The sequence below is a fragment of the Brevundimonas sp. genome (assembly GCF_041648115.1).
GTDB lineage: Bacteria > Pseudomonadota > Alphaproteobacteria > Caulobacterales > Caulobacteraceae > Brevundimonas.
Genome location: NZ_JBAZPR010000008.1, coordinates 42747 through 56323, shown reverse-complemented (window position 1 = coordinate 56323; position 13577 = coordinate 42747). Strand labels below are relative to the sequence as shown.

The 13577-nt window shown below is 66.4% G+C and carries 8 protein-coding genes; 3 read left to right on the top strand and 5 right to left on the bottom strand.

From position 1 onward, the window contains the following. Nucleotides 1-8: 8 nt before the first annotated feature. Both WC597_RS08725 and WC597_RS08720 read right to left on the bottom strand, forming a co-directional pair. Nucleotides 9-1547, bottom strand: a complete 1539-nt coding sequence (locus tag WC597_RS08725; protein WP_372692964.1) for an MFS transporter — start codon at nt 1545-1547, stop codon at nt 9-11. Nucleotides 1548-1728: 181 nt separating this feature from the next. Next, nucleotides 1729-3795 (bottom strand): glycoside hydrolase family 97 protein, encoded by a 2067-nt coding sequence (locus WC597_RS08720; RefSeq protein ID WP_372692963.1) that lies wholly within the window; start codon nt 3793-3795, stop codon nt 1729-1731. A gap of 103 nt (nt 3796-3898) precedes the next feature. Here WC597_RS08720 and WC597_RS08715 point away from each other — a divergent pair, with 103 nt between their 5' ends. Beyond that, on the top strand, nt 3899-4918 hold the full coding sequence (locus tag WC597_RS08715; RefSeq protein WP_372692962.1) for a LacI family DNA-binding transcriptional regulator: 1020 nt from the start codon (nt 3899-3901) through the stop codon (nt 4916-4918). Nucleotides 4919-4926: 8 nt separating this feature from the next. On the opposite strand, the gene WC597_RS08710 is transcribed toward WC597_RS08715, so the two are convergent. Together WC597_RS08710 and WC597_RS08705 are read right to left on the bottom strand one after the other, a co-directional pair. Beyond that, nucleotides 4927-6567, bottom strand: coding sequence for an alpha-amylase family glycosyl hydrolase (locus tag WC597_RS08710; RefSeq protein WP_372692961.1), 1641 nt, complete (start codon nt 6565-6567; stop codon nt 4927-4929). Further along, complete coding sequence (locus tag WC597_RS08705) at nt 6564-8369, bottom strand: alpha-amylase family glycosyl hydrolase (RefSeq protein WP_372692960.1); 1806 nt, start codon at nt 8367-8369, stop codon at nt 6564-6566. The genes WC597_RS08710 and WC597_RS08705 overlap by 4 nt, the downstream gene beginning before the upstream one ends. Nucleotides 8370-8658: 289 nt before the next feature. Here WC597_RS08705 and WC597_RS08700 point away from each other — a divergent pair, with 289 nt between their 5' ends. Both WC597_RS08700 and WC597_RS08695 read left to right on the top strand, forming a co-directional pair. Beyond that, on the top strand, nt 8659-11460 hold the full coding sequence (locus WC597_RS08700) for a TonB-dependent receptor (RefSeq protein WP_372692959.1): 2802 nt from the start codon (nt 8659-8661) through the stop codon (nt 11458-11460). 203 nt (nt 11461-11663) lie between these two features. After that, nucleotides 11664-12938, top strand: coding sequence for a sugar MFS transporter (locus WC597_RS08695; RefSeq protein ID WP_372692958.1), 1275 nt, complete (start codon nt 11664-11666; stop codon nt 12936-12938). A 69-nt stretch (nt 12939-13007) separates the two neighbouring features. Here the strand turns inward: WC597_RS08695 and WC597_RS08690 are convergent, their stop codons facing one another. Beyond that, entirely contained in the window at nt 13008-13577 is a 570-nt protein-coding gene (locus WC597_RS08690; RefSeq protein ID WP_372692957.1) for a TetR family transcriptional regulator, read from the bottom strand.

Sequence of the window (13577 nt, the reverse complement as noted above, 5' to 3'; positions counted from 1 at the left end):
GGAGGTCCTCACGGATTGCGCGTGGGGGGAAGCGAGCGGGACTCGCGGACGAACAGCGCGCTGACCGCAGCCAGCACGAAGGAGACGGCGCCCAACACCAGGGCCCAGATGGCCTGGCCGTCGAACAGGGTCTTCAGGATCAGGCCCAGGACGGTGGCGGCAAGCAGTTGCGGCACGACGATGAAGATGTTGAACACGCCCATATAGACGCCCATCTTCCGGTCCGGCACCGCCGCCGAAAGGATGGCGTAGGGCATGGAGACGATCGAGGCCCAGGCGAAGCCGACGCCGATCATCGGCAGCCACAGCAGGCCTGGCTCTCGGATGACGAAGACGCCGAACAGGCCCGCCGCGCCCAGCAGCAGCATCAGGGCATGGGTCGCCTTTCGCCCGATCCGCTTGGCCAGCATGGGCAGGGTGAAGGCCGCCAGGGCCGCGACGCCGTTATAGACGCCGAACAGAACCCCGACCCAGTCGGCGCCCGTGGCGTAGGCGGCCGAGGTCGTGTCGGTCGTGCCGTAATGGACGCGGGTCACGGCGGCGGTGGTGTAGATCCACATGGCGAACAGGGCGAACCAGCTGAAGAACTGGACGATGGCCAGGCCACGCATCGTCTCGGGCATGCGGAAGATGTCGTTCAGGATTTCGGTCGCGGCGTTGGTGATGCGGCGGCGCTGCATCACGCCGATCGCGATCTGAAGCAGTCCGAAACCGGCGAAAAAGCCGGCCAGGACCAGCAGCTCCTTTTCCAGATCCAGCACTGAAATCAGCACGAAGCCCAGCGCGCCCAGGACGGCGCAGACCAGGCCCGAAGTCATCCAGCCCTGGACGCTGCGGGCCGGCGCCTCGGGGCCGTCGTCGGCGGGGGCGCCCAGGGCCTTCTGCTTGGCGCGTTCGAAGGCGGCGATCTGGTCGGGGCTGTATTCTTTGGTCGAAAGCACGGTCCACAGCACGGCTGCGAACAGGCTGGCGGCGCCGACATAGAAGGCGATCTTGACGGACAGGGGCACGACGCCCGCCTCGGCCGTCGAGGCGATGTTGAAGACGTTGGACAGCAGCCACGGCAGGGTCGAGGCGAAGACCGCGCCGGCGCCGATGAAGAAGCTCTGCATCGCATAGCCGGCGGTGCGCTGCTCCTCCGGCAGGTTGTCGCCGACGAAGGCGCGGAACGGCTCCATGGTGATGTTGATCGAGGCGTCCATGATCCACAGCATGGCCGCGGCGAACCACAGGCTGGGGCTGTTGGGCATGGCGATCAGGGCCAGGGTGGTCAGTATGGCGCCGACCAAGAAATAGGGGCGACGACGCCCGAACCGCGTCCAGGTCTTGTCGCTGAAATGGCCGATGATCGGTTGGACCAGCAGACCCGTCAGCGGCGCGGCGATCCACAGAATGGCCAGCGAATCCACCTCGGCGCCCAGGGTCTGGAAGATGCGGCTGGTGTTGGCGTTCTGCAGACCGAAGCCGATCTGGATGCCGAAGAAGCCGACGCACATGTTCCAGATCGCGAGGCCGGACAGGCGCGGGCGGTGGGCGAGGAGGGTCATGGGCGCACACCCGACCCTTCTCCCCTCGGGGGAGAAGGTGGGCGGCGAAGCCGCTCGGATGAGGAGGTTGCCGGGTGCGGATTGCGCGTCAGACGATCGGGATGCTGAACCAGCCCCCTCATCCGTCTCGCTCCGCGAGCCACCTTCTCCCCCGAGGGGAGAAGGACATTAGTGGCGATGCTCATTGACGACGGCTCCGGCCTAGCGGCACGAAGCGGATGGCCTGGCCGCCGCCGGGGGCGAGCGCGAGGGTCAGCACGTCCGCAGAAGTCACCTCGCGCTGCTCGATGACGATGTCCTCGCGCTTGCCGCGATAGTCGGCGTCGGGACCGTCGCGGTAGATCTCGGCCCGGTAGCGGCGGCCGGCGTCCAGAAAGTCGAGCGGCGCGGTCAGGACACGCGGGTGCTCGTCGGTGACGGCGCCCAGGGCCCAGACGTCCGTGCCGCGTTGCTTCCTGATCGTCACCACATAGTCGCCCATGGCGGCGTCCAGCGTGCGGCTTTCGCTCCAGTCGACCGGCACGTCCTTGATGAACTGGAACGGTCCCGGATTGGCCTCATAGTTGACCAGCAGGTCCGCCGCCATCTGGATCGGGCTGTAGATGACGACATACAGCGCCAGCTGTTTCGCCCAGGTCGTCTGCACGCCGCCGGGGCTGCGCGTCTCCATGCCGAAGATGCCGGGGGTGTAGTCCATCGGCCCGGCCAGCAGGCGGGTGAAGACCAGGTTCGGCTCGTGCTCGGGCGGATTGCCAGGGTTGCCCCAGGCCGAATATTCCATGCCGCGCTGGCCTTCGCGGCTGATGATGTTGGGATAGGTGCGGCGCAGGCCCGTATCCTTGAACGGCTCGTGGGCGTTGATCGCCACCTTGTGGCGGGCGCCGGCCTCGACGACCTTCATATGGTGCTGGGCCATCGCCTGGCTCTCGTGCCAGGCCATGACCATCTGTCCGTCCGGTCCGGCGACGCGCGCGCCCTGCGCATCCGCCACATAGCCGGTCTTCACCGAATGGACGCCGAGACGTTCATACAGCGCCATGGCCGGTTCGAGCTGCTGCTCATAATGGAAGGCGTTGCCGCCGGTTTCGTGGTGGCCGATCAGTTGCACGCCCTTGGACCGGGCGTGGGCGCAGACCGCCTCGATGTCGAAATCGGGGTAGGCCTCGGTGAAGCTGAAGTCCGAACCGTTGGCGAACCACTGGCCGTCCCAGCCCTTGTTCCAGCCCTCGACCAGGACGCCGCCGAAGCCGTTCTGGGCCGCAAAGTCGATGTGCTTGATCGTATTCTCGGTGGTGGCGCCGTGCTTGGGGCCGGAGTTCCATCTCTTCAGCTCAAGGTGCATCTCCCACCAGACGCCGACGTATTTCATCGGCTTGAACCACGACACGTCGCCCAGCTTGTTGGGCTCGTTCAGATTCAGGATCAGGCTGGAGTCGATCAGGCCAGCGGCGGTGTCGCTGATCTGCAGCGTGCGCCACGGGGTGTTGAACGGCGCCGCGCGCACCACGGCGGCGTTGGTCAGGCCAGGCGTCAGCTGGGCGCGGAAGTTCGTGCCCTCGGAGCGACGCAGGTTCATGCCGGCGTAGTCGATGCAGGCGGCCTCATGGATCGAGACATGCAGGCCCGACTGGCCCTTGACCGTCATCGGGGTCTGGGCGCTGCCGACCGCATCGATGGGCGTGCGGCTGTAGAGGTATTCCTCGCGGTTCCATTCCCAGGCTGGGCACCACAGGGCCTCGCCGTTTTCGGCCAGGTTGAACTCGGTCAGCTCCGACCCGATGCGGACGGTCTTCAGCGCGGGCTGGTCCGGGAACTCGTAGCGGAAGCCCAGGCCGTCGTCATACAGGCGGAAGACCACGTCCACGTGGCGTTGCAGGCCGCCGGTCTCGGCATAGGCGACGCGCCATTCGTTGTAGTGGTTGCGGATGAACTGGCGCTCGCCCCAGGGCTGCTCCCAGGTGTCGTCGATCGTGACCGGCTGACCGGCAGTCAGGGCCAGACCGCGCTCGATGGCGGGGGCGTCGGTCAGCAGGAAGCCCAGCTTGGACGGCGCCACCACGACCCGGCCCTGGCGCAGGACCGAATACATCGGCCGGCCGTCGTTGTCGGTGAAGGCCTCGACCGTCAGCACCCCACCCGGCGACGACGCGCGGGCGTGGGTCGGCGTGGTCTGGGCACGAACGCCGGTGGCGCCGAAGGCCAGGATCGAAACGCCGCCGAGGGCCAGGAAGGATCTGCGCTGCATCATGGGAACTCCGTTACGCCGCCTCTTGCCAACCGCCGCGAACGGTGGCTGAAATATTTGCAGAAAAATTTGCAGCGTCGAAACGCTGTCGTGAGGACCCGCGACCTTGAGCCGCAAGACAACCCGTCTGGAAGACATCGCCCGCTTGGCGGGGGTGTCCATCGCCACCGCCTCGCGCGCGCTGAACGACAGCCCCGCCGTCAACGACCGCACCAAACAGACGATCTGGAAGCTGGCCAAGGAGCACGACTATCCGTTCCGCCGCCACATGCCCGCGGGCCCCATCGGCGCCCAGGGCACCATCGCCCTTGTCGTGCCGCGCCCGCAGGGCCGCGAAGGGCGCCTCAGCGATCCCTTCTTCCTGGAACTGCTGGCCGGGGTGGGCGAGGCGGCGCGCGAGCGTGGCTGTGATTTGCTGATGAGCCATATCTCGCCCGCCAACTATGACGAGCTGTCGGGCGCGCTGAACACCAGTCGTGCGGACGGGGTGATCTTCCTGGGGCAATCCAGCCTGCACTCGGCCTTCAACCGACTGGTGGACGCCGACCATCGTTTCGTCGTCTGGGGCGCCGAACTGCCGGATCAGGACTATTGCTCGATCGGCTCGGACAATATCTCGGGCGGACGGCGTGCGACGCTTCATCTGGCGCGGCTGGGTCGAAAGCGCATCGTCTTCCTGGGCGATCTGGATCCGCCCGAGTCGATGCAGCGGCACCGCGGCTATCTGGACGCCCTGGCCCAGGCCGGATTGGCGGTCGAGCCGGACCTGATCGTATCGGCCCATTTCGAGGTCGAGTCGGCCGAGTCCACGGTGGACGCCCTGATCCGACGCGGCGTCGCCTTCGACGGGGTGGTGGCCGCCTCCGACCAGATCGCCCTGGGCGCCGTGCGCGCCCTGCTGCACGCCGGTATCGACGTGCCGGGCCAGGTTTCGGTTATCGGTTTCGACAATGTGCCGTTCAGCCGCTACTCGCGCCCGGCCCTGTCCACCATCGCCCAGGACACGATGAAGGCCGGCCGGCTGATGGTGTCCAAACTGCTGGACCACGGCGGCGCCGACGTCGGCGCCGGCCGGTCGGAGCGGGTGCCCACCGAGCTGATCGTGCGCGAGACCTGCGGCGGCTGACCCCATCCTCAGACCGAAAACAACAGGCCGGCGAGGGGCGACAGGGTCTGTCCGTCCGCCTCGGTCCAGTTGATGGCCTCAAGGCGACGCGCACCCGCAGGCGGCGACCAGTCGATGGGAGCGTGGCCCAGGTTGAAGACGCACAACAGGCGTTCACCGCCGTCAACGCGTTCGAAGCGGTGGAAGACCACCAGACCCTGGGGCGCCTCGACAAGTTCAAGACCGCCCAGGCGCAGCGCCGGATGGGCCTTGCGCAGGGCGATGACACGGCGGGCGACATGCAGGGTCGAGGTCGGATCGGCCTCCTCAGCATCGACGGCCAGCGTCAGATGGCGCGGATCGACCGGCAGCCAGGGCTCGATCGTCGAGAAGCCGGCGTTGGGCGCCGACGCCACCCAGGGGATCGGGGTGCGGGCGCCGTCGCGGCCCAGGGTCAGGGGCCAGTTGGCGATGGCCTCGGGATCGACCAGTCGCTCGAACGGCACCTGGGCCTGGGGCAGGCCCAGTTCCTCGCCCTGATAGACGAAGACATTGCCGCGCAGGCACATCAGCAGCAGCAGGGCCATCTGGGCGAAGGCCTTCTCGTCGCGGCCCTCGGCCCAGCGCGAGACGGCGCGCGGCGCGTCGTGGTTCGAGAAGGTCCAGGAGGGCCAGCCTTCACCCTGCTGGTCCGGCCACATGCTGTCGCCCATGCCGATCAGTTCGGGCTTCAGCGCATCGGCATAGAGGTAGAGGAAGCCGTAGGCGGAATGCAGCCGGTCGTTCCCGGCGGTGAACGCCTTCATCTCGCGATCGGCATGGTCGCCGCCCACCTCCGCCACTGTGAACCGGCCCTCATAGCTGTCAGTCAGGGCGCGGACGCGGTTCAGGAAGCCGATGATGTCGGGGTGGGACTGGTTGTAGATCTTGTCCTGGAAATCGAACGGCCGCGTGCGCTTCTTGCCGTCCGCGATGGGCGGGTTGTCGCGCAGGCTGGGGTCGTGGATGGCGAAGTTGATGGCGTCCAGGCGGAAGCCGTCCACCCCCTTGTCCAGCCAGAACCGCGCCGCCGCGATCAGGGCGTCCTGCACCGCCGGGTTCCTGACGTTCAGCTGAGGCTGGGAGGCCAGGAAGTTGTGCATGTAATACTGGCCGCGCCGCGCGTCCCAGGTCCAGGCCGGGCCGCCGAACACCGACTGCCAGTTCGACGGCGGCGAACCGTCCGGCTTGGCGTCGGCCCAGACGTACCAGTCGGCGTGTTCGCCGTTTCGGCTGGCGCGGCTGTCGATGAACCAGGGGTGTTCGTCCGAGGTGTGGGAGAACACCTGATCGATGACGACCTTCAGGCCCAGGCCATGAGCGCGCGCGATCAGGGCGTCGAAGTCGGCCAGCGTGCCGAAGATCGTATCGACGTCGCAATAGTCCGACACGTCGTAGCCGAAGTCCTTCATCGGCGACGTGAAGAAGGGCGACAGCCAGATCCCGTCCACTCCCAGCGAGGCGACGTGATCCAGATGCTCGGTGATGCCCTTAAGGTCGCCGACGCCGTCGTCGTTCGAGTCGGCGAAACTGCGTGGATAGATCTGGTACAGGACCGCCCCCCGCCACCAGTCGTGAGCGAGGGCAGGGGCGGCGTCAGCCGTGGAAAGATCGAGAGGCTGGGCGGTCACGGGACGCTCTTGCAGACGAGGTAATCGAGGGGAGGGACGCGGACGGCGACACTGGCGGGCGCCGAGGATTGGACGGCGCAATCACCACGCAGACCCTGCCACCGAAGCGAGCCGGGCTCCACCTCGACCTGGGCGGCGACGGGCGTGGTGGAGGTGTTGAACAGGATCAGGATTTCACCCCCGCCCTCGCCCCCGTCCTGGCCGATGCGCGAAATGGCGAACAGGCCCGGCTTGTCGCCATAGGCGCGCACCACCTGACGGCCGCGTCGCAGCGCCGGTTCGGCGGCGCGGATGCGGGCCATTTCGGAGATGGCGCGATACAGGGGCGCGTCGGTGGAATAGGCGGGCTGTCGGCCGCCGACGGGCGTCTCGTTCGCATAGACCGGGGTCTGGCTGGGCCACATGTCCTGGCGCGAGTTTCCGTATCCGCCCGCGCCGGCGAAGCCCTGTTCGTCGCCGTAATACAGGGTCGGCACGCCCCGGCTGAACATCATCAGGGCGTGGGCCAGGGCGATGCGCGACTGCAGCTCGGCGTCGCTCGCGTTCAGATTGGCTTGTTTCAAGAAGAAGCCGACCCGGCCCATGTCGTGGTTGCCCAGGAAGGTCGGCAGGATGGCGGCCGTGTCGGCGCCCTTGTCATAGATCGTATCGGCGTCGAACAGCTTGGCCAGGGCGTCGGTCCCGACCTTGCCGGACGCTGCATCCACCGCCTGTTTCTGGAACGGGAAGTCGAGCACGGCCGGATAGCCGTCGACCCGGGTGAACCGCGCCGTCACGGCCGGGTCGGGATCATAGACCTCGCCGAAGATGTGGAAGTTGGGAATGCCCTTGGCCTCGGCGCGGGCGATCATGGCGGGGATGAAGGCCTGCCAGAACGCGGGGTTCACGTGGCGGGCGGTGTCGATGCGGAAGCCGTCGATGCCGTATTTGTCGATCCAGCCGCCGAAGACGTCGATCATGCCCTGGATCACGACCGGATCTTCGGTCAGCAGGTCGTCCAGACCCGCGAAGTCCCCGTCCAGCGAGCTCTCGCCCGCGAAGGTGCTCTCGCCCCGGTTATGATAGTGGATCGGGTCGTTCAGCCAGGCCGGAACCTTGGCGTTCTCCTCGCCCGCCGGGACGTATGGCGTATAGGCGTAGTCGGGCCCGGTCAGGCGCGAGAAGTCGCGACCGTCGAAGCCGTCGTTGATCGGCGCGCCGCCGCCGCCGCCGCGACGCGTGTAGGGATAGTCGGCGCGACTGCGATAGGCGCAGCGGCCTTCCGGGCATTCGCGATATTGGATCACGTCGGCGGTGTGGTTGGCGACAATGTCCAGATAGACCTTCATCCCGCGCGCATGGGCCGCCTCGACCAGGGCGCGCATCGACGCCTCGTCGCCGAAGTGCGGATCGACGGTGGTGAAGTCGGTGATCCAGTAGCCGTGGTGGGCCGCGCCGGTATAGTTCCCATCCGACTGGACCGGCTTGTTCTTGAAGACGGGCGCCAGCCAGACCGCCGTCGCGCCCAGGCCCTGGATATAGTCCAGCCGCTGGGTCACGCCCGCCAGGTCGCCGCCGTGATAGAAATCCGTGTCGGCCGGGTCGAAACCGCTCTTCAGCCGCTCGGCTAGATAGCCGCCGTGATCATTCGACGGATCGCCATTGGCGAACCGGTCCGGCAGCAGGAAATAGATCACCTCGTCCTGGGGCAGGCGCTGGCGCAGGTCGGCGAGGCTGTCGGCGCTGGCGTTGGAGGCGATCAGCAGGCTCGCTGCGGCCGCCATGGCGTGCAGTCCGTTTCGGACGGCGGTCCTCTTCCTCATGACGCTCGCTCCCTGCCGTCTGGAAAATGCAAAGCCTTCCAGATCGATTTGCAAGATTTTGCAGCAATGGCCGGGCCTGTCAACGCGGGTTTAATTTGCTGCAACGCAGCGCAAGCGTCGCCGTTCATTGCTGTTTTTCCGGTGTGTAGGGGCTTGGAGCGACGCCGGGGGAGGGCCGAAATCGGGCGGTTACATTAACTGCTTGCAACCTTGCCAAAGATTTGCATATTTTTGCGACGGCTTCAGATCGCGACGTTCAGAATCGCGATCAGCCCCAGGGAGGATGATCATGTTCCAACGTCTCAACCGGCGCGCGCGCCTGCTGTCCAGCGTCGCCTTCGGCGCCGCCGCCCTGATGGCGGTCGGTTCCGCCCACGCTCAAACCGCCGCTCCGACGGCTCAGGCCGACGATCAGGCGACCGAGGTGGGCGAGATCGTCGTCACCGGCATCCGTCGCTCCATCGAGGCGTCGATCAACGCCAAGGCCAACAACACCTCGATCGTCGAGGTCATCTCGTCGGAAGACATCGGCAAGCTGCCGGACGTCTCCATCGCCGAATCCCTGGCGCGCCTGCCCGGCGTGACGATGCAGCGCCTGGACGGCCGCAGCCAGGCGATCTCGATCCGGGGCCTGGGTCCCGACTTCACCACCGCCCTGCTGAACGGGCGCGAGCTGGTCACCACCGGCGACAACCGCGGCGTCGAGTTCGACCAGTTCCCCGCCGAACTGCTGTCGAGCGTCGTCGTCTACAAGACCCCCGATTCATCGCTGATCGGCCAGGGCCTGGGCGGCACCGTCGACCTGCGCACTGTGCGCCCGCTGGCCTATGGCCGTCAGGCCCTGGCGCTGAACTATCGCCGCGAGTGGAACGACATCGGCGCCCTGAACTCGGGCACGACCGACAAGGGCGACCGCTACACCGTCTCCTACATCGACCAGTTCCTGGACGGCACCCTGGGCGTGGCCCTGGGCTACGCCCGCATGAACTCGCCCTATCAGTCGGAAAGGTTCAACGCCTGGGGCTATCCGAACTACACCGACGGCAATCTGCTGACCGGCGGCGTAAAGCCCTATGTGATGTCGTCGGAGTTGGAGCGCAGCGGCTATATGGGCGTGCTGGAATGGCGCCCGAACGACCGCATTCACTCCACGATCGACGCCTTCTATTCCGAGTTCAAGAACACCCAGGTCCTGCGCGGCATCGAGTTCCCGCTGGCCTGGGGCGGTTCGTCCGGTGACTGCACCGTGAACGTGCCCTCAGCCGTCTGCCGTCCGGGGCCGTCGCTGCGTCCCGGCTATACGGTCGACGACGGCCTGATCGTCGCCGGTACGTGGGACAACATCAAGGGCGTCGTCCGCAACGACCTGAACAAGCGTGAAAGCAACATTACGGCCCTGGGCTGGAACACCGAGTTCGTCCTGAACGACGACTGGTCGGCGACCCTGGACCTCAGCTACTCCAAGGTCGAACGCAACGACATCATCCTGGAAACCAACGCCGGCACCGGCCGCAACATCAACGGCGCGCTGGACACGCTTGGCTTCCAACTGACCGACGACGGCGTCACCCGTTTCACCAGCCAGTTGAACTATGCCGACCCTGCGCTGATCCGCATCACCAGCCCGCAGGGTTGGGGCTCAGACGTGATCACCGGCGGCCAGGCCGGCTATATGAACACACCGTCCATCGAGGACGAGATCAAGGCCGTTCGCCTCAGCGCCACGCGCGAACTGCACCAGAGCCCGTTCAAGTCGATCGACTTCGGCTTCAACTACACCGAACGTCAGAAGAGCTTCGTCAACGATCAGTTCTATCTCGGCGTCCCCGGCGGGGGCGACCTGACGGTGCCGGGCGCCTTCCTGCTGGCTCCGACCGATCTGGGCTATCTCGGCATCAGCGCCGTGCTGAGCTATGACGCGCTCGGTCTGGTCAACAGCGGCGCCTTGAACCGCATTCGCAACCCGAACGCCGATGTCACGGCGGGCAACTGGGAGGTGACGGAGAAGGTCTCGACCAGCTACATCCGCGCCAACATCGACCACAACGTGTTCGGCATGCCGCTGACCGGCAATGTCGGCATGCAGTTCGTTTACACGAATCAGCAGAGCCAAGGCTTCTCGGCGCGTCAGGTCGGGCCGGGCGTGTCCGAAACCATCGCCGTCAATGGCGGCGCCGAGTATCTGGAAATCCTGCCCAGCTCGAACTTCATCCTGCAGGTCGGCGACGACATGTTTGCGCGCTTTGCGGCCTCACGCACTTTGGCCCGTCCGCGCATGGACGACATGCGCGCCTCGCGTAACTTCAGCTATAACGCCGGTCTGGCTCAATCGACCGACATCAACCAGTCGCCATGGGGCGGCGGGGGCGGCAATCCCGAACTGCGGCCGTTCATCGCCGACGTCGTGGATTTGTCGTTCGAGAAGTATTTCGCCAACCGCAAGGGCTATGTCTCGCTGGCGGCCTTCTACAAGAACCTGGAAAGCTACGTTTATAACCGCAACCAGATCGTCGATTTCACCGGCTATCCGATCGGCACGATCTCGCCGACCAACCCCGAGCCGGCCCTGCGTCAAGGTCTGGTGGGCGCCCCCGACAACGGCGAAGGCGGCTGGATCAAGGGGCTGGAGTTCTCGATCTCGGCGCCGTTCGACATCTTCCATCCGGCGCTGGAAGGCTTCGGCGCCCAGTTCAGCGCCTCGACGACGGACAGCGAGGTCCAGCCCGATCCGACCCAGGCCCCGACGGCCCTGCCGGGCCTGTCGGAGAACGTGATCAACGGCACGCTCTATTATGAGCGCTACGGCTTCCAGTCGCGCATCTCGGCCCGTCACCGCTCGGACTATCTGGGCGAGGTCGCCGGTTTCGGCAACGGCCGCACCCTGCGTTCGGTGGCGGCGGAAACCGTCGTCGACGCCCAGATCGGATATCAGTTCCAGGCCGGTCCTCTGGAGGGTCTGTCCATCCTGGCCCAGGTCAACAACCTGACCGACGAACCGTTCAAGACCTTCCAGAACGGCGATGAGCGCCAGACCATCGATTATCAGAGCTATGGCCGGACCTTCGCGGTCGGGATGAACTACAAGTTCTGATCTCCCCCTCTTCTGAGCAAACTTGGGCCGCCGCGTCCGCGAGGCGGCCCTTTTCTTTGCCTGCGGCGCCGACGGTCCCTGGGAAAGTTTCGTTACAGACGACGCTTTTCGGCTGGACGCCTGTCGCGCGATGTCGGAACCAAGCGAGACGAGAACCGTGCGAGCACAGCGCGGCCGTTCTGTTTCACTGGGGGATCACATCCATGACCGTTCCGGACACCGGAAAACGCCAGGGCGCGGGCCTGGCCTTCGCCTATGTCACTACGCTGTTCTTCGCCTGGGGCTTCGCCACCTCGCTGATCGATCCGCTGATCGCGGCGGTGAAGCGGGTGTTTGACCTGAACAACGCCGAGGCCTTCCTGACGACCTTCGCCTGGTTCATCGCCTATGGGCTGATGTCGCTGCCGGCCGCCTCGGTGCTGAGCAAGCTGGGTTACAGCCGTTCGATCATCGGCGCCCTGATCGTCATGGTCGCGGGCTGTCTGATCGTGCCGGCCGCGACGGCCGCCGACTGGTATCCGGGCGTGCTGATCGCCCTGTTCGTCATCGCCTCGGGTGTGACCCTGTTGCAGGTCGCGGCCAATCCGCTGGTCGCCGAACTGGGCAGCCCCAAGGGCGCGTCCAGCCGCCTGAACCTGTCGCAGGCCTTCAACTCGCTGGGCACGACGATCGGCCCGTGGCTGGGGTCGCACGTCCTGCTGACGGGGGGCGTCTTCGCCGCCGGCGCGGTCGTCACCGTCGCCACGCGCACCCAGTCGCTGCGCAGCATCGACATGGCCTTCCTGGGCATGGGATCCTTCTTCGCCCTGGTCGCCGTCTTCATCTTCACGGCGCGCAAGAAGATCAACGCCGCCGCCCCCGCCACGACCAACGCTGTTTCGCCGCTGAAGGCGCTGTCCTCGCCCTGGGCCATCTTCGGCGCCCTGGCCATCTTCCTCTACGTCGGTTCCGAAGTCGCCATCGGCGGCATGCTGACCAACTTCCTGGAAAGCCCCGACATCCTGAACGCCCCCATCGAGACCGCGGGCAAGATGGTCGCGCTGTACTGGGGCGGCGCCATGGTCGGCCGGTTCATCGGTTCGGCCGTCCTGACCAAGGTTCGTCCCGGCATCGTCCTGGTCTGCTGCACCGTGGCGGCGGGGATCCTGTGCCTGATCGTCAGCCAGATCGGCGGCCCGACGGCGGCATACGCCGTGCTGTCGATCGGCTTGTTCAACTCGATCATGTTCCCGACCATCTTCACCCTGACGCTGGAGCGGTCCACCGCCCCGACCTCGGCGACCTCGGGTCTGCTGGTCTTCGGCATCATCGGCGGCGCCCTTCTGCCCCAGGTCGCGGCGCACATCGCCGATGCGGCGGGCCGGCTGCAACCGGCCTTCATCGTGCCGATGCTGGGCTATGTCGGCCTGACCGTCTTCGCCATCGCCTGCATCCGCACCAAGGCGCGGGCCGAGGTGACCTCGACCGCCTCGCACTGAGACCGGTCGCTGGACATGACAAAGGGCGCGGAGGTTTCCCTCCGCGCCCTTTTGCATTCCGGGGTGTGATCAGCCGTCGATCAGGGCCTGAAGGATCGGCGCCAGCCGGTCGCGCATCCGCTCGCACTCGGCGGGTTCCAGATCGAAACTGCCGCCGCCCAGCTCGCGGCTGACGGACATGCCCATCAGTAAGCCGGCCAGCACCCGTGCGCGAACCGTGGCGTCCGGTCCGGCGAGCCATTCTTCCAGCGGCCCGAAGAAGCGCTGGGCGCAGGTGGTCTGGACCATCTCCGACGCCTTGGCCGAACCGATGGAGCGCAGCATGATCGACATGCCCTTCAGCTTCTCGGCCTTCTTGGGTTCGAAGACGATCTCGTGGGCCACGCGCCGGCCGAAATCACCCTTCTCGCCTGACATCAGGGCGCTGCCGTCGCCGCAGCTGTCCAGCGCGGCCAGGAACAGGTCGTCCTTGGATCCGAAGTAGCGGCTGATCAGCGCCGCATCGACGCCGACGTCCCGCGCGATGTCGCGCATGCCCACGTCGTCGTAACTGTCCGCCGCGAATCTCTCACGCGCAGCATCGAGAATGGCCGTGCGGGTCGCGGCGGCGTTCCTCGGGCGTGGGCCGGGACATAACAA

Bases quoted from the DNA above. Each gene is read 5' to 3' on its own strand.
- WC597_RS08725 (WP_372692964.1), bottom strand. From the start codon at position 1,547: ATGACCCTCCTCGCCCACCGCCCGCGCCTGTCCGGCCTCGCGATCTGG.
- WC597_RS08720 (WP_372692963.1), bottom strand. From the start codon at position 3,795: ATGATGCAGCGCAGATCCTTCCTGGCCCTCGGCGGCGTTTCGATCCTG.
- WC597_RS08705 (WP_372692960.1), bottom strand. From the start codon at position 8,369: ATGAGGAAGAGGACCGCCGTCCGAAACGGACTGCACGCCATGGCGGCC.
- WC597_RS08700 (WP_372692959.1), top strand. From the start codon at position 8,659: ATGTTCCAACGTCTCAACCGGCGCGCGCGCCTGCTGTCCAGCGTCGCC.
- WC597_RS08695 (WP_372692958.1), top strand. From the start codon at position 11,664: ATGACCGTTCCGGACACCGGAAAACGCCAGGGCGCGGGCCTGGCCTTC.